Source organism: Methylobacterium sp. D48H (assembly GCF_053345715.1).
Genome location: NZ_JBKFAP010000006.1, coordinates 223,533 through 241,064, shown reverse-complemented (window position 1 = coordinate 241,064; position 17,532 = coordinate 223,533). Strand labels below are relative to the sequence as shown.

Here is a 17,532-nt window from a genome sequence, read left to right as displayed (position 1 = left end):
CCTGCATGTGAAAATGTCCGCGCCGCTCTTGTTCATGGTGATCGTGTGCGCCGCCTCTGCCGCGTACTCGCTCAGAGAACTCAGAGCGATCGAGGAGAGAAATAGATTTTTGGTGGATTACTATTTCGCGAGGCTCGAGATCTTCTCACGTGTCCGCGAAAAATTCGTCGATGCGGCGCTCATGAACCGCAACCTCATCATCGGCGAGCCGAAAGGCGACATCCCCCTCTTCCGCAAGCGCTACGACGCCTCCGTCAAGGCCGTGGCCGACGGCATCGAGACGCTGGAACAGGGCTCGCGGCGCGCGGAGATCGCGGCGCTGCAGCGCCAGATCGGCACGGTCGCCCGGGACTATTTCGACCTGCTCGACCGCTCCAACTACCTCGCGCTCCGGAATGACCGGCCGGCAGCGATCCAGGTCGGCGTGGTTGCCAGCCGCGAGGTCCGGGCGCAGTTCGACCGGGCGGCCCAGGCGTACGAGGCGGCGGCGGCGGCCCGCCTCGGCGAGGCGAAGATCGCCACGCAGCAGGGGGCCGAGCAGGCCCGGTCGGTCCTGATCGGCGCCACGGTGGCGGGCCTGCTCGTCGCCCTGGGACTCTCCGCGGCCATCGTCGTGGTCGGTGTCACGCGGCCGCTCCACCGCCTCGTGGCCGCGCTGCGGCGCGTGGCGCAGGGCGACGGCGCGGCCACGATCGCGGAGGCGCGGCGCGGCGACGAGATCGGAGCGGTGGGCCGGGCGGTCGAGGCGATCCGGAGCTTGATCATCCGCAACGCCGAGGCGGAAGCCGAGGGCCGGCGGCGCGCGGACGCCGCCGCGGCCGCGGCCCGCAAGGAGGCCACGATGGGCCTCGCCCGGACCTTCGAGGCGGCGGTGGCCAGGATCGTGGATCGGGTCTCGACCGCCGCGGGCGAACTCGAGGGCACCGCCCACCAGATGACCGTGACCGCCCAGGAGACGGCCAGCCAGTCCGGCGCGGTGGCGCTGGCGGCCGAGGCGGCGGCGGTCAACATCGGCGCGGTGGCGGCCGCGACCGAGCGGCTCGGCAGCGCCATCCAGGCGATCGGCCGTCAGGCGGGCGGCTCGTCCGAACTCGCCCAGCAGGCGGTCGGCGAGGCCGACCAGACCGCCGGGCTCGTGGCCGAGCTGCGGCAGGCGGCCTCCGAGATCGGCGAGGTGGTGCGGCTGATCGCGTCCATCGCCGAGCAGACCAACCTGCTGGCCCTCAACGCCACCATCGAGGCGGCGCGGGCCGGCGAGGCCGGCCGCGGCTTCGCGATCGTGGCGGGTGAGGTGAAGGCCCTGGCCGAGAAGACCGCGCGGGCGACCGACGGGATCGCCGCGCAGATCGGCCGGATCCAGGGCGTGACCGGATCCGCGGTCGGCGCCATCGGCGCGATCATCGACCGGATCCGCGAGATCAACGGGGTGGCGATCGCGATCGCCGCGGCCGTGGAGGAGCAGGGCGCCGCGACCCGGGAGATCGTGCGCACCGTCGCCGAGGCGACGCGGGGCGCCGCGGAGGTCACCGGCACCATCGCCGGGGTGGCCGAGGCCTCCGATCGGACGGGGGTCGCGGCCGACCACGTGCTCACGGCCGCCACCGCCCTGTCCCGTCAGTCCGAGGGGCTCTCGGCGGAGGTCGGGCGGTTCCTGGCCAACGTGCGCGCGGCCTGAGGGCGGCGCAGGCCCGCTCCCGCGCGGGAGCGGGCCGGTGGCGACTCAGCCCAGGCGTACCCGCCAGATCTCCTCGGCGTACTCGCGCATGGCGCGATCGGAGGAGAACCACGCCATGCGGGCGGTGTTGCGGATCGCCTTCGCCCACCAGCCGCGGGGATCGCGCCACGCGGCGTCGATCGACCGCTGCACCCGCCAGTAATCGTCGAAATCGGCGGTGAGCAGGTACTGGTCGCGCCGGCGCAGGTCGTCGGTGAGCGGCCGGAACCGGCCCGGCTCCTCCGGCGAGAACCGTCCCGAGGCGATCATGTCGAGGGCGGCGGCCAGCCGCGGCGAGGCCTGGATCGCCCGGGCCGCGTAGTCCGGCTCGGCCTGCCGGGCGCGGACGCCGTCGGCCTCCAGGCCGAAGATGAAGATGTTGTCCGCCCCGACATGGTCGCGGATCTCGATGTTGGCGCCGTCGAGGGTCCCCACCGTGAGCGCGCCGTTGAGGGCGAACTTCATGTTGCCGGTGCCCGAGGCCTCCATGCCGGCGGTGGAGATCTGCTCGGACAGGTCGGCGGCCGGGATGATCGATTCGGCGAGGCTCACCGAGTAGTTCGGCAGGAACACCACCTTCAGCCGGTCCGCGACCTCGGGATCGTCGTTCACCGCCTTGGCGACGTCGCAGGCGAGCTTGATGATCAGCTTGGCCTGGACGTAGCTCGGCGCCGCCTTGCCGGCGAAGATCTTCACCCGGGGCGTCCAGTCCCGGTGCGGCTCGGCCTTGATTGCCTGGTAGAGCGCCACGGTCTCGACCACGTTGAGGAGCTGGCGCTTGTACTCGTGGATGCGCTTGACCTGGATGTCGAACAAAGCGGCCGGATCGACGTCGATGCCGGTGCGCTCGGCGATGATCGCCGCCAGGGCCTCCTTGCGCTCCCGGCGCACGGCCGCGTAGCGCGCCACGAAGGCCGGGTCCTCGGCATGGGCCTCGAGGCCCCGGAGCAGCTCGGGATTGTCCAGCACGCCGGCGCCCACCGTCTCCACGGCGAGCCGGGTGAGGCCGGGATTGGCGTTGTGGAACCAGCGGCGGAAGGTGATGCCGTTGGTCTTGTTGACGATCTTGTCCGGATCCAGCGCGTGCAGGTCGGAGAAGACCGTCGAGCGCATCAGGTCCGTGTGCAGGGCCGAGACGCCGTTGACCCGGCGCGCGCCGTGGAAGGCGAGGTGCCCCATCCGCACCCGCCGCCCGTGCGACTCGTCGATCAGCGAGATCGACGCGAGGTAGGCCGCGGCATCCGCCGATCCCTGGCGGCCGTGCTTGGCCTGCTCCTCCAAGTGCATCCAGTTGATCAGGTAGATGATCTGCATGTGGCGCGGCAGCAGCCGCTCCATCAGCTCCACCGGCCAGGTCTCCAGGGCCTCGGGCAGGAGGGTGTGGTTCGTGTAGTGCAGCGTGTGCGTGGTGACGTGCCACGCATCCTCCCAGGAGAGGCCGTAGACGTCGAGGAGGACGCGCATCAGCTCCGGCACCGCGATGGCCGGGTGCGTGTCGTTGAGCTGGATCGCCGCGTGGTCCGGCAGGGACCGGACGTCGCCGCGCTCGGCCACGTGGCGGGCCACGAGATCCTGGATCGAGGCCGCGGTGAAGAAGTATTCCTGGCGCAGGCGCAGCTCCTGGCCCTCGGCCGAGGAATCGCTCGGGTAGAGCACTCGCGAGATCGCCTCGGCGCGCATCCGCGCCGCGACTGCGCCGACATGGTCGCCGCCGTTGAAGCGGGCGAGGTCGACGGGCTCGCCGGCCTCGGCCTTCCACAGGCGCAGGCCGTTGACGTGGCGGCCGCGCCAGCCGACCACCGGCACGTCGTGGGCCACCGCCCGCACGGTCTCGGCCGGCTGCCAGTGGCGCCGGATCACCCCCTCCTCCGGCGAGGACAGCGTGACGGTGCCGCCGAACCCGATCGCGTAGGTCGCCTCGGGCCGGACGAATTCCCAGGGGTTGCCCTCGGCCAGCCAGGTCTCCGGCGCCTCGCGCTGCCAGCCGTCCTCGAAGGACTGCCGGAACAGGCCGTGGTCGTAGCGGATGCCGTAGCCCATGGCCGGGATGCCGATGCTGGCCATGCTCTCCATGAAGCAGGCGGCGAGCCGCCCGAGGCCGCCATTGCCCAGGGCCGCGTCGGGCTCGGCGTCCTGCACGGCGTCGAGATCGATCCCGAGCTCCCGGAGCGCGCCGCGGGTCGTCTCGGTGAGGCCGAGATTGTTCAGCGCGTCCGACATCAGCCGGCCGATCAGGAATTCCAGCGACAGGTAGTAGACGCGCTTGTTCGGCACGCTCCGCTCGGAGGTCAGCGCGGCGGCCACGATCCGCTCGCGCAGGGCCAGCGCCGTCGCGGCGAACCAGTCGCGCGGGCGGGCGGTCTCGGGCGTGCGGCCGAGCGTGAAGGTGAGCTTGGCGCGGATCGCCTCGCGCAGGTCCACCACCGCGTCGCCGCTCCCGGACAGAGCCGGGGCGGTCCAGGCGGCCGGGGCGGGCGCCTCGGTTGCGCGCTCGTCGCGCGAGACATCTTGTGGCACAGGCCGGGTCAGAACATCGTTCAACACGTGCGGGTCCCCCAAAGTCGTCGCCCCGGATTCTAGCGCCGGGGGTATCGTGGGCGGATTATCTCTTTTGATGGATTGCCGCCGCATGAACGGACGGGCGATCCGTGCCCCGAAGCGTCCGACGATGCGGTCGGCTTCCGGCGAAGTCGTGGCAGCGCCGCTCCGGCGGAGCGCACGGGCACGGCGGAAGAGATATGGCAGGGCGGCGTGACATTCCAGGCACAGCCGCGCGGCGTCGCCCTGCGTGAGGGGCATGCGCACAGGTTTTGGGGGGCGCAGCCATTCCCTGGGCGACGCCGCGTCGGGGCGTTTCGCGCGCGGCGCGCGCTCTGAGCGCATCCATCGCCGGTCGCCAGCGCGCGGGTCAGCGGTTAAGCGTGGGCCGCCGATGCGAGGGGCGCAGCATGACCGACACCGTCTGGTGGAAGCGCGGGACCGTCTACCAAGTCTATCCGCGCTCCTTTCAGGACACGAACGGCGACGGGGTCGGCGACCTGCCGGGCATCACGGCGCGGCTGGACTACCTCGCATGGCTAGGGGTCGACGCCGTGTGGATCTCGCCGGTCTACCCCTCGCCCATGGCCGATTTCGGCTACGACGTGGCCGATTACTGCGGGATCGACCCGCTGTTCGGCACGCTGGCCGATTTCGACGCCCTCGTGGCGGAGGCACATCGGCGTCGGCTGAAGGTGATCCTCGACTTCGTGCCGAACCACTCCTCGATCGCGCATCCCTGGTTCTCCGAGAGCCGGTCGTCGCGCGCGAGCCCGAAGCGGGACTGGTACATCTGGCGCGACCCGGCGCCCGGCGGCGGCCCGCCCAACAACTGGCTGTCGAATTTCGGCGGCCCGGCCTGGACGCTGGATGAGACCACAGGCCAGTACTACTACCACGCCTTCCTGGCGGAGCAGCCGGACCTGAACTGGCGCAACCCCGCGGTGCGGGCGGCCATGCACGACGTGCTCCGCTTCTGGCTGGAGCGCGGAGTCGACGGGTTCCGGGTCGACGTGATCTGGCACCTGATGAAGGATGCGGGATTCCGCGACAACCCGGCCAATCCCGACTACGCGCCGGGCTCGCCCGAGATCAACCGCTTCACCCAGGTCTACTCCGCCGACCGGCCCGAGATCTTCGACGTGATCGCCGGGATGCGGGCGGTGCTGCGCCAGTACGGCGAGCGCGTGCTGATCGGCGAGATCTACCTGCCGGTGGAGCGGCTGGTCGCCTATTACGGCCCGGACCTGACCGGGGCCGACCTGCCGTTCAATTTCCAGCTGATCCAGACCCCGTGGCGGGCCGACGCGGTGGCCGACCTCGTGGCGCAGTACGAGGCGGCCCTGCCCGAGGGCGGCTGGCCGAACTGGGTGCTGGGCAACCACGACCAGCCGCGCATCGCCGCGCGGGTCGGGCCGGCGCAGGCCCGCATCGCCGCGATGCTGCTGCTGACCCTTCGGGGCACGCCGACCCTCTACTACGGCGACGAGATCGGCCTCGGCCACGTGCCGATCCCGCCCGACCGCGCCCGGGATCCCTGGGAGCACAACGAGCCCGGGCACGGCCGCGACCCGGAGCGCACGCCGATGCAGTGGGACGACAGTCCCCAGGCCGGCTTCTCCACGGCCGAACCCTGGCTGCCGCTGGCGGCGGATTGGGCCGCCTGCAACGTCGAGAGCCAGCGCTCGGATCCGGGCTCGATGCTCACCCTGCACCGGCGGCTGCTCGCCCTGCGCCGCGACCACGCGGCGCTCGCCGTGGGCGGCTACCGCGAGGTGCCGCTCGGGATCGCCGAGGTGTTCGCCTACGAGCGCTTCGCCGACGGGGACGTCCTGCGCGTGCTCCTGAATTTCGGCGCGGCGTCGCAGGACCTGCCGCTCCCCGAGGGGGCCTGGACCGTGCTGCTCTCGACCCGTCCGGGGCGCGCGGGCGAGCCGGCCGGCCTCACCCTCGCGCTGGAGCCCGCCGAGGGGGTGATTCTGCGCCGCGCCGGGTGACGCGAGGCCGCCCCGGCTCCGGCACCCGTCAGGCCGGGGACCGAATCAGGGGCTCGGCGGGCACCGCCGATCGGGCGAAGACGGACATGCGGGACCCGTCCGGTTACGCCGGGCGCCGTCGTTCCGGGCCGAAGATCTGTATCCAGAGGCCGAAATCCGCCGTGGCGGCGCGATTTCTCGCTGCGATGCCACATAGGTAAGTGACGCTTAATCACCACGGTGGCCTATTTTGTGCGTCGCAACGGAACCGTCGCGGCGAAGGAGCATTGGCCGTGGTTGAGATCGTGACAGCCGTGCCTGCCCGGTCGACTGCCAGACCGGGGCATTCCGCCCGGCCAGGATCAATGCTGATGCTCGATGCGCGCCGTGGTGGTCCCTTCGCCGAGTGGTCGTCCGGCAAGGAGAACGGCGTCGGTCCCGTACCGGTTCCGGCCCGGCCGGCCTCGCTGCGCCGCCGCATCCTCTACGCGACGCCCGAGATGGCGGATTTCGTGAAGACCGGCGGCCTCGGCGAGGTCTCGGCCGCCCTGCCCCGGGCCCTGGTCCCGCACTACGACATCCGCGTCCTGATCCCGGGCTACCGGCAGGTCCGGGCCGCCTTCCCGGAAATCCCGGTCGTCGCCCGCCTCGAGGGGTTCGCCGGCATCCCGGCCTGCGACCTCGGCCTGGTCGAGGCGGCCGACGGCCTGCGGATCTACGTCCTGGTCAGCCCCGACCTCTACGAGCGCGACGGCACGCCCTACGGCGACCAGCACGGCGATTTCGGCGACAACGACCTGCGCTTCGCCCGCCTCAGCCTCGCGGCGGCGGACCTCGCCGCCGGCGCCGATCCCGACTGGGCGGCCGACCTCCTGCACCTCAACGACTGGCAGGCGGCCCTGGCGCCGGCCTATCTCGCGTGGCGCGGCCGGCGGGTCCCGAGCGTGCTGACCATCCACAACCTCGCCTACCAGGGCCTGTTCCCCCGGGACGCCCTGCCCCGGCTCGGCGTGCCGGACTCGGCCTTCCAGGTCGACGGCGCCGAGTTCTACGGACAGCTCTCCTTCCTCAAGGCCGGCATCTTCTACGCCTCGCAGGTCACCACGGTGAGCGAGACCTACGCGCGGGAGATCCAGACGCCCGAGCTGGGCTGTGGCCTCGACGGGCTGCTGCGCACCCGCGCCGGCCAGGGCCGGCTCGCCGGCATCCTGAACGGCATCGACGAGAGCTGGGATCCGACCACCGACCCGCACCTCGCCACGCGGTTCGAGATCGACGACTGGAAGGGCAAGCGCGCCAACACCGAGGCGGTGCGCCAGCAATTCGGCCTCGCGGTCTCCCGCGGGCCGCTCTTCGCCATCGTGTCGCGCCTCGTGCACCAGAAGGGCATCGACCTGAGCCTGCAGGCGGCCGAGACCATCGTGGCCGGGGGCGGCCAGCTCGTGGTGATCGGCCAGGGCGAGGGCCGGTTCGAGCAGGCGCTGCAGGGGTTGGCCAAGCGTCATCCCGACGCGGTCGGCGTGCATGTCGGCTTCGAGGAGGCGCAGGCCCGGCGGATGTTCGCCGGCAGCGACTTCCTGCTGATGCCCTCGCGCTTCGAGCCCTGCGGCCTCGCCCAGATGTACGCGCAGCGCTTCGGCTCCCTGCCGATCGTGCGCCGGACCGGCGGCCTCGCCGACACGGTCGAGGACGGCGTGACGGGCTTCACCTTCGGGGAGGCTTCGGCCGCCTCCTTCGGGGCGGCGGTGCGGCGGGCGCTGGAGGCCTTCGGCCAGAAGAAGCGCCTCAACGCCATGCGGCGGCGGGCCATGGCGGCCCATTTCGGCTGGGACCGGGCCGCCGAGGACTATGCCGGGCTCTACGGCCGGGCCATCGGCAACAGCGTCGGGCTGCGCTGGCGGGCGGCGTAGGGATTTCTCGCGGGCCCCCTGCGGGGCGGGTAGGTCCGGTCGGGTCAGATCATCTCTACCAACGGCGCGGGCGCTTCCCCTCGCACCGCTTCACCGCGCCCGTCGTCCCGGGGCGTCGCAGCCGGACCCGGACGGATATGCCGGAGGGGGGCGACCCGGACCGCCGTCGGTGCGGACCTTGACCGCCGGCGGGCCTGGATCCCGGGCTCCGCTGCGCGGCCCCGGGACGACGCGGTGACGCCTGGGCGAAGGCGAAAGTCTCCTCACCCCTCCAGCAGGAAGATCATCGTGGCGAGCGGCGGCAGGGTGAGCGACAGGCTCTGCCCCTGGCCGTGGCTCGCCTGATCGTCGGTGTGGCGGCCGCCCTGGTTGCCCAGGTTGGACCCACCGTAGACCCCGGCATCCGAGTTGAACGCCTCGCGATAGAAACCCGCCTGCGGCACGCCGATCCGGTAGCCCTCGCGCGGCACCGGCGTGAAGTTCGACACCACGATCGCCACCTCGCCGGGCTTGGCACCCTTGCGGGCCCAGGCGATGACGCTGTTGTCCTGGTCGTCCGCCACCAGCCACTGGAAGCCGGTATGCTCGACGTCGCGGCCGTAGAGGGCCGGGGTCGAGACGTAGAGCCGGTTCAGGTCGCGGATCACGCTCTGGACGCCCTTGTGCAGGGGATCGTCCAGGAGGTGCCAGTCCAGGCTGCTGTCGTGGTTCCACTCCCGCTCTTGGCCGAACTCGCCGCCCATGAACAGCAGCTTCTTGCCGGGATGCCCCCACATGAAGCCGTAATAGGCCCGGAGATTCGCGAATTTCTGCCAGCGGTCGCCCGGCATCTTGCCGAGCAGCGAGCCCTTCCCGTGCACGACCTCGTCGTGGGAGAGTGGCAGGATGAAATTCTCCGAGAAGGCGTAGAGCAGCCCGAAGGTCAGGTTGTGGTGGTGGTAGCGGCGGTGGATCGGATCCTCCTGCATGAAATGCAGGGTGTCGTGCATCCAGCCCATGTTCCACTTGAAGCCGAAGCCCAGGCCGCCCGTGTAGGTCGGGTGCGAGACGCCCGGCCAGGAGGTCGATTCCTCCGCCACCGTGATCGTGCCGGGGGCGTGGCTGTAGGTCGCCTCGTTGGTCTTGCGCAGGAAGTCGATGGCGTCGAGGTTCTCGTTGCCGCCGTAGCGGTTCGGGATCCACTCGCCCTGGCGGCGCGAGTAGTCGAGGTAGAGCATCGACGCCACGGCATCCACGCGCAGGCCGTCGAGGTGGTAGTGCTCCAGCCAGAACCGGGCGTTGGCGGCGAGGAACGTCGCGACCTCGGTCCGCCCGAAATTGTAGATGTAGGTGCCCCAGTCCTGGTGGAAGCCCTGGCGCGGATCGGCGTGCTCGTAGAGGTGCGTGCCGTCGAACAGGCCGAGCCCGTGGGCGTCGAGCGGGAAGTGGCCCGGCACCCAGTCGAGCAGCACGCCGATGCCGGCCTCGTGGGCGGCGTCCACGAAGGCGGCGAAATCCTCAGGGCTTCCGAAGCGGCTCGTCGGCGCGAAGAGCGAGACCGGCTGGTAGCCCCAGGAGCCGTCGAACGGGAACTCGGTGATCGGCAGCATCTCGATATGGGTGAAGCCCAGATCCTTGACGTAGGGGATCAGCCGGTCGCCGAGTTCCTTGTAGGTGAGGTAGCGGTTGCCCTCCTCGGGCACCCGCGCCCAGGAGCCGAGATGGACCTCGTAGATCGAGATCGCCGCGTGGCGCGGGTCCTTGGCGCCGCGGGTGCTCATCCAGCCGGAATCGCGCCAGTCGAAGTCGCCCGTCCCGTGGGTGACCGAGGCGGTCTCCGGCGGGTGCTGGGCCGCGAAGGCGACCGGGTCGGCCTTGAGCGGGACCAGGGATCCGTCGGGGCCGCGGATCTCGAACTTGTAGCGCACGCCGGCCTTGAGGCCCGGCACGAACAGCTCCCAGATGCCGCCGTCCTGCCAGAGGCGCATCGGGTGGCGCCGCCCGTCCCAGTCGTTGAAGTCGCCGACGACGCTGACCTTGCGGGCGTTGGGCGCCCAGACGGCGAAGCGGAACCCGTCGATCCCGTCGAGCTGCCCCGACTGGGCGCCGAGCATCCGGTAGACGAGGTTGGTGCCGACCTCGCGGAGCGCCGCCACGTCGTACTGCTCGATCGAGGAGCCGAAGCCGTAGGGGTCGTAGCGGCGGCGCTTCGTCCCGTCCCAGGACTCGACCTCGATCTCGTAGAGGGGCCGGTGCTCGCCCTCGGCCTTCGCGACCCAGAACCCGTCCGGGTGGCGCTTCTCGAAGGGCGCGGTGCGGCCGTCCATCACCAGGGTGGCGGCCCGCGCCTCGGGCAGCACGGCGCGCACCTCCCAGGCCTTCGGCCCGACCCGGTGGGGGCCGAGCACCGCGAAGGGGTCGCCGTGGTTGGCGGCCATCAGCGCGGCGACCGCGTCCGGGTGGACGCTCGGCGGCTGCGCGGCGCCGGCGCCCGGGACATCCGCGGACCGCGCCGTCGCCCCCTCCGGGTCGACCCGCGTTGCGAAGGTCTCGTCGATCGCCGTCATACAGTTGCTCCGGGCTCGTGTCCGTCCGTGTCCAGAATGGTGAGAACCCCACGGGCGGGGATTTCGATCCAGTCCGGCCGGTTGTTGGCCTCGTAGTCGACCTCGTAGAGCGCCTTGGTCAGCAGGCAGAGCCGCAGCAGCCGGGTCCGGCTCTCCGAATCGGTCACCGCCGCCCGGGAGCCCTCGACCGCGGTCTCGTAGCCGGCGAGGAACGCCGCCTCGATCATGCCGCGCCACGCGGTCGCCGCGTCCCGCGCCCGCTCCTCCGAATCGGCGAACCGCGCGGTGATCTCCCGGATCACCGTCTCGGCGCCGTACGCGAAGGAGCGCATCAGCCCGGCGACGTCCCGCAGGGGCATCGACTTGGCCCGGCGCTCGTCGGCCGGGCGCGAGGGCTCGCCCTCGAAGTCGACGATGATCAGGTCGTTCTCGGCGACCAGCACCTGGCCCAGATGGTAGTCGCCGTGGATGCGGGTCTTGTGGGCGCCCCGGACCGGCGCTTCGGTGAGCGCGGCGATCAGCGCCTCGACCTCGCCCCGGCGCTGGCCGAGCTCCGCGCAGGCCGGCTTGCCGGCGTCGAGGCCGCGGTCGGCGAGGCCCTTGAGCGCCCGGAAGGCGCGCTCGGCCTGGTGGCGGGCGTCACGCGCCAGCACGGCGAGGTCGTCCCCGGTGAACGGCTCGGCCGCGAAGGCCGGGTCGTCGGTCTCGATGGCGAGCGCCGCGTGCAGCTCGGCGGTGCGCCGGCCGAGCAGGTCGGCCCAGGGCCGGTGGGCCTGGAACGCCTCCTCGGGGGTCGCGGCCTCGCTCTCGGGCGTGAGCACCACGGTCTCGAAGTCCCGGCGCAGGCCCTCCAGCATCAGGGTCCAGGCGTCGCCCTGGTTCATCACGAACTTCTGCAGGACCGCCAGGGCGGTCCGGGTGCCGTCCTCGGCGACGTGCTCCAGGGTGCCGAGCAGGGCGGGGGTGTTCGAGAACCCCGCCTTCTCGGTGAGGAAGCGCCCGACCTCGATCTCGGGATGCAGGCCCGGCTGCAGGCGGCGCAGCAGCTTGAGCATCATCTTCGAGCCGATGGCGATCGAGGTGTTGCTCTGCTCGCCCGAGAGCCGGCGGATGTCGGCCACGTCGACCGTGACGTCCGGGTCGAAGGCCGAGGTGACGGCGAAGACGAGCCGCCCGGTCTCCGTGGGGATCTCGCGGGCCTGCCGCATGTCGTCGATCAGGCAGGCGGCGAAGTCGTTGGAGCCGGCCGCCCCGTAGAGCAGGCCGGTGCGCGGCCCCCGGCGCACCCGCGCCACCGCGAAGGGCATGAGGGTCTCGTCCTCGCGGCCCTCCTCGACGCCCACGGGCACGAAGTATTCCTGGGTCTCGCCGCTGGCGAGCTGCACCTGCAGCCGCGGCAGCAGGAAGCGCGCGCTGCCGTCGACGTCCTTCAGGGCGGCGCAGTCGACGACCTTCGTGGCCTTGATCCGCGAGCCCTTGGCGCCGAACCAGCGCCGGCTCGTCAGGAACGGCGGCACCACGGTGCGCTCGAAGGCGACGCGCTCGCGCCCGCTCATCAGGGTCTCGATCCCGCCGGTGAGCACGAGGGTGAACAGCTCGGGCGGCTCCTGCTGCGGGCCGATCACCCCCGACCGGGCGGCGCTCAAGGAGAACCAGTAGAAGCCGTAGGACGGCAGGGTCAGCAGGTAGGGCAGGTCGCCGATCGGCGGGAACTCGGTGCCGCCGGTCAGCTCGATCGGCACCGCGGTGCGCAGCTCCGACAGGTCGAGCTGCACCGCCTGCGGCGCGCGCGACAGGTTCGCCACGCACAGGATCCGCTCGTCCTCGTGCTCGCGGATCCAGGCGAGCACCTTCCGGTTCGACGGGTACAGGAACTGGATGGTGCCGCGCCCCAGCGCGACGCTGTTGTTGCGGATCGCGATCATGCGCCGCGTCCAGTTCAGCAGGCTCGTCTGGGCCTGGGTCTGCGCCTCGACGTTGATCGCGTCGAACCCGTAGATCGGGTCCTGGATCGCCGGCAGGAACAGCTTCTGCGGGTTCGCCCGCGAGAAGCCGCCGTTGCGGTCGGGCGACCACTGCATCGGCGTGCGCACGCCGTCGCGGTCGCCGAGGTAGATGTTGTCGCCCATGCCGACCTCGTCGCCGTAGTAGAGCACCGGCGTGCCGGGCATCGACAGGACGAGGGACTTCATCAGCTCGATCTTGCGCCGGTCGTTCTCGAGGAGCGGCGCGAGGCGTCGGCGGATGCCGAGGTTGATCCGGGCGCGCCGCTCGGCGGCGTAGAACGACCAGAGGTAGTCACGCTCCTCGGCCGTGACCATCTCGAGCGTCAGCTCGTCGTGGTTGCGCAGGAAGATCGCCCACTGGCAGCCCTCCGGGATCTCCGGGGTCTGGCGCATGATGTCGGTGATCGGGTGCCGGTCCTCCCGGGCGATCGCCATGTACATCCGCGGCATCAGCGGGAAGTGGAAGGCCATGTGGCACTCGTCGCCGTCGCCGAAATACTGCGCGGTCTCCTCGGGCCACTGGTTGGCCTCGGCGAGCAGCATCCGGTCGGGGTAGCTCGCGTCCAGCGCGGCGCGGATCGCCTTGATGACGTCGTGGGTCTCGGCGAGGTTCTCGCAGTTCGTGCCGTCGCGCTCGATCAGGTAGGGGATCGCGTCGAGCCGCAGGCCGTCGACGCCCATGTCGAGCCAGTAGCGCATCACGTCGATGACCGCTTCCAGCACCTTCGGGTTGTCGAAGTTGAGATCCGGCTGGTGACTGTAGAACCGGTGCCAGAAATACTGCTTGGCGACCGGGTCCCAGGTCCAGTTCGACGCCTCGGTGTCGAGGAAGATGATCCGCGTGTCCTTGTACGGCTCGTCGGTGTCCGACCAGACGTAGAAGTCGCGCTCGGGCGAGCCGGGAGGGGCCTCGCGGGCGGCTTGGAACCAGGGGTGCTGGTCCGAGGTGTGGTTGATGACGAGCTCGGTGATGACCCGCAGACCGCGCTCGTGCGCCGCCTCCACGAAGGCCTTGAAGTCCTCCATGGTCCCGTAGGACGGGTTGATGTCCCGGTAATCGGCGATGTCGTAGCCGTCGTCGCGCAGCGGCGAGGGATAGAACGGCATCAGCCAGATCGCCGTCACGCCGAGATCGCGCACGTAGTCGAGGCGCTGGGTCAGGCCCTCGAAATCCCCGATCCCGTCGTTGTTCGAGTCGAAGAACGACTTGACGTGGATCTGGTAGATGATGGCGTCACGGTACCATTGCGGGTCGCTGCGATCGATCATCGCGTCGCTGCCTCATCGGTCGAGTCTGACGGGACCGGCGGGGGACCCGGCCGGGGCGCGGGCGGTGGGCCGCCGCGCGGGTGCGAGGGTCGGCGACGGGAATTCCCGCCGCCGCATTCAAGGGCCATGGCCGAGTGCCACGCGCGGCCTCAGCCCGCAACCCGCCGCGGCGCCCGGAGGCGCCAGATCACGCAGGATCGCTCGGCCGGATCGAGGGCGATGCGGTGGGTCTTGCCGCGCAACTCGAACGTGTAGCCCTGCAGCAGGTCCTCGACCTCGACGGCGCCGTCGTCGGGCAGGCCGAACAGCCAGAGCGGCACCTCGTAGGTGCATTCCTGGCGGTTCTTCGGGTCGAGGTTGACCATGGTGAAGACGCAGTTGTCGCGCTCCGGCGTCGCCTTGGCGTAGGCGATGATGTTGTCGTTCCAGGCACCCGTGAAGGTCACGTTGCGGAAGTCCCAGAGGGCGGGGTTCTCGCGCCGGATCCTGTTGAGCTTGACGATGTGCTCGCGGATGTTGCCCGGCCGGTCGTAGTCCCAGGCCTTCAGCTCGTATTTCTCGGAGTTGAGATACTCCTCCTTGCCCGGGTACGGCGCGGCCTCGCACAGCTCGAAGCCGTTGTAGATGCCGTAGACCGACGACAGGGTCGCGGCGAGCGTGCCGCGGATGACGAACCCCGCCCGCCCGCTGGTCTGGAGGAAGTACGGGTTGATGTCGGGCGTGTTGGCGAAGAAGTTCGGGCGGTAGTACTCGCCCATCTCGCCGGCCAGCTCCAGGGCGTAGTCGGTGAGTTCCTGCTTCGTATTGCGCCACGTGAAGTAGGTGTAGCTCTGCTGGTAGCCGGCCTTGGCGAGCTTCTTCATCATCTTCGGCCGGGTGAAGGCCTCGGCGAGGAAGATCGCGTCCGGGTAGCGGCCGTTGACCTCGCCGATCACCCATTCCCAGAACGGGATCGGCTTGGTGTGCGGGTTGTCGACCCGGAAGATGCGCACACCGCGCGCGCACCAGCCGAGCAGGATGTCGCGCAGCTCGATCCAGAGCGAGGGCAGGGCGCCCCCGTAGAAGTGGACGTTCGAGATGTCCTCGTACTTCTTCGGCGGGTTCTCGGCGAATTTCAGGGTGCCGTCGGGGCGCCACTCGAACCATTCCGGGTGGTTCTTGATCCAGGGATGGTCCGGCGAGCACTGGATCGCGAAGTCGAGGGCGATCTCCATGCCGTAGGCGTGGCTCGCCGCGACCAGCCGCTCGAAATCCGCGAGCGTGCCGAGGTCGGGATGCACGGCCTCGTGCCCGCCCTCCTCCGAGCCCACCGCGTAGACCGAGCCGACATCGCCGGGCTCGGCCTTGAGGGTGTTGTTCTTCCCCTTGCGGTTGGTCCGACCCACGGGGTGGATCGGCGTGAAGTAGAGAACGTCGAAGCCGAGCTCGCGGATCTCGGGCAGGCGCCGGATGACGTCGTCGAAGGTGCCGTGGCGGTTCACGTCCATCGACTGGGAGCGCGGGAAGATCTCGTACCAAGCGGAGAACCGGGCCGCGAGGCGGTCGGCGATCACCGGCAGGGTCACGGGATAGCGGGTCAGGTTCACCCGCTCGGCGTTCCGGCGCACGAGGCTCGACGCGTCGGGGGCGAGGATCCGGTCGAGCTGGGCGGCCGAGCCGGTCTCCTCGGCGGCGAGCGCGGCCACGAGCGCGGCGAGGCGCTCGGCGTCGCGGCCGCCGCGGGTCCGGGCGAGCGAGGCCGCGGTCCCGACGAGCGCCACGCCCTCGATCGTCTCGAGCCGCACGTCGACGCCGGCGGCGCGCTTCTTCAGGGTGTCGCGCACCCAGGACGAGAAGGCGTCGCGCCACGCGATCAGGGTGAACTCGTAGCGGGCGTTCCGCTCCAGGGGGAAGTGCCCGGCCCAGCGGTCGTTGTCGACGAAGACCATCGGGTCCTCGCGCCAAGTCTCGCCTCCAGACGCCTCGGGGCCGGTGACCCGCGACAGGATCGCGGCGTCGATGATCTCGTGGCCGTCGGAGAAGATGTCGGCCTCGACCCGCAGGGACTCGCCGACGATCCGCTTCACCGCCGAGCGACCGCCGTCGATCTCGGGGCTGACCGCCTCGATCACCACCCTTCCCTCCCCGTCCGGGGTGCCGCGCGCCGGCTGCCGGGCGACCTCCTGGGCGCTGGCCGCGAGGATGCGCAACTCGCCCGGCATCAGGTCGATGGCGCTTCCGGGATGGAACGCGATCGGCTCGGCCTCCGGGGTCCGGTCGACGAAGGCGCCGAGCATCCCGCCGGTGCGGGCGACGAGCGCGCCGGCCTCGACCGGCACCGGCCGGTCAGTCGGGTTGAAGAGCACGATCAACCCGTGCCGCGCCGAGGCCGGGTGGCCGGTGTCGAAGCGGGCGAGCGCCACCAGATCGCTGTCGGGGGCCGAGATCCGGATCTGCGCGCCCTCGACATTGGCGGCCGGCAGCTCCGCCCGCAGGGCGTTGATCGCCCGAATGGAGCCGGAGATGTCGATGCCGGTCTCGTTCTCGCGGTCGCGCGGGGTGGTCTCGACCACGTGCAGCGCCCGCCGGTAGCCCCACTCGTAGCCGATCGGCATGAGCACGCCGGCCGAGAAGAAGGCCGCGAGCGCGTAGCGGGTGCGCAGATGCGCCGCCACCGCCTCCGGGCCGCCGCCGATCTCGGCGGCGAGCCGCGTCATGTCGTGGTTCTCGGGGAAGGCGATCGAGGGGGCCAGCACCCGCAGGCGCTCGTACTGCTCGAGCGCCCAGGGCTTCCTCAGGTCCCACCACGCGAAGGAGTTGAACAGATAGTCGAAGCCGGCGCCGGCCGTGGCCCGGGCCTCCTCGAAGGTGCAGCCCAGGGTCTCGGCGGCGAACAGGCAGGCGGGGTCTTGGCTCTTGGCCTGCCCGATCAGCACCCGCCAGATCTCCGGCGGCACCTTGTAGGCGGCGTCGCACCGGAAGCCCTTCACGCCGAGGCCCTGAAGATGCGCCACGTAGGCGCCCCAGATCCGGGTGAGTTCGTCCCGGGCCGAGGGGGTGTGGTAGTCGAGCTCGGCCAAGTCGCCCCAGACGGTGCGGATCGACGGGTCGTCCGGGTCGACGGCGGCCGGGTGCATGATCGAGCCGTCGGGCTCCTTCATGAACAGGTCGGGCCGCTCGGTGGCGAGCCGGGCGTTGTCGGCGGTGTGGTTGATCACGAGGTCGGTCATCACCGACAGGCCCAGAGCCGCGGCGGCGGTGCAGAAGCGGCGGATCTGCTCGTCGTCGGGCGTGCCGTCGGGGTCGCGGAACCGCTCGTCCAGGCGCTCGGGATCGGCGACCGCGTAGAGGCTCCGCGAGCCGCCGGTCTGGTGGAACGGGTTGAGGTAGACCCAGTCGAAGCCGAGGGCGGCGATCCGCGGCAGCTCGGCCGTCCAGTCCGAGACGCGCCCGACCAGGAGCGGGAACAGGTTGTAGATCCGCGGCCCCTCGGCCCGGGGGGCCAGCGCGGCCGGCAGGACGGCCGCGGCCCCGGACGTCGCAGCGGCTTTGGTCGGTGCGTTCATGCTGCCTCTCGGCTCCCGTTCCCAGTGT

General features: G+C 71.1%; 7 protein-coding genes. 3 read left to right on the top strand and 4 right to left on the bottom strand.

The features are described 5' to 3' along the window. Positions 1 to 112 precede the first annotated feature (112 nt). A complete protein-coding gene (locus ACLBX8_RS14075) occupies positions 113 to 1,675 on the top strand; it encodes a methyl-accepting chemotaxis protein (RefSeq protein ID WP_447715336.1) in 1,563 nt (520 codons plus the stop codon). A 45-nt stretch (positions 1,676 to 1,720) separates the two neighbouring features. Here ACLBX8_RS14075 and ACLBX8_RS14070 read toward each other — a convergent pair whose 3' ends face one another. Then, positions 1,721 to 4,258, bottom strand: coding sequence for a glycogen/starch/alpha-glucan phosphorylase (locus ACLBX8_RS14070; protein WP_447699605.1), 2,538 nt, complete (start codon positions 4,256 to 4,258; stop codon positions 1,721 to 1,723). 404 nt (positions 4,259 to 4,662) lie between these two features. Between ACLBX8_RS14070 and ACLBX8_RS14065 the strand changes: the two genes are divergently transcribed. Both ACLBX8_RS14065 and glgA read left to right on the top strand, forming a co-directional pair. Then, a complete protein-coding gene (locus ACLBX8_RS14065; protein WP_020093339.1) occupies positions 4,663 to 6,249 on the top strand; it encodes an alpha-amylase family glycosyl hydrolase in 1,587 nt (528 codons plus the stop codon). A 350-nt stretch (positions 6,250 to 6,599) separates the two neighbouring features. Continuing rightward, a complete protein-coding gene (gene glgA, locus ACLBX8_RS14060; RefSeq protein WP_447715335.1) occupies positions 6,600 to 8,138 on the top strand; it encodes a glycogen synthase GlgA in 1,539 nt (512 codons plus the stop codon). Between the two features lie 263 nt (positions 8,139 to 8,401). Here the strand turns inward: glgA and glgB are convergent, their stop codons facing one another. The 3 genes from glgB to ACLBX8_RS14045 all read right to left on the bottom strand — a co-directional run bounded on the left by glgB (position 8,402) and on the right by ACLBX8_RS14045 (position 17,504). Continuing rightward, positions 8,402 to 10,684 (bottom strand): 1,4-alpha-glucan branching protein GlgB, encoded by a 2,283-nt coding sequence (glgB, locus tag ACLBX8_RS14055; protein ID WP_447715334.1) that lies wholly within the window; start codon positions 10,682 to 10,684, stop codon positions 8,402 to 8,404. Next, the gene (gene treS, locus ACLBX8_RS14050) at positions 10,681 to 13,959 is read right to left on the bottom strand and encodes a maltose alpha-D-glucosyltransferase (protein ID WP_020093336.1); all 3,279 of its coding nucleotides are present in this window, start codon (positions 13,957 to 13,959) and stop codon (positions 10,681 to 10,683) included. The genes glgB and treS overlap by 4 nt, the downstream gene beginning before the upstream one ends. Before the next feature lie 149 nt (positions 13,960 to 14,108). Further along, positions 14,109 to 17,504, bottom strand: a complete 3,396-nt coding sequence (locus ACLBX8_RS14045; RefSeq protein ID WP_447715333.1) for a maltotransferase domain-containing protein — start codon at positions 17,502 to 17,504, stop codon at positions 14,109 to 14,111. Positions 17,505 to 17,532: the final 28 nt, after the last annotated feature.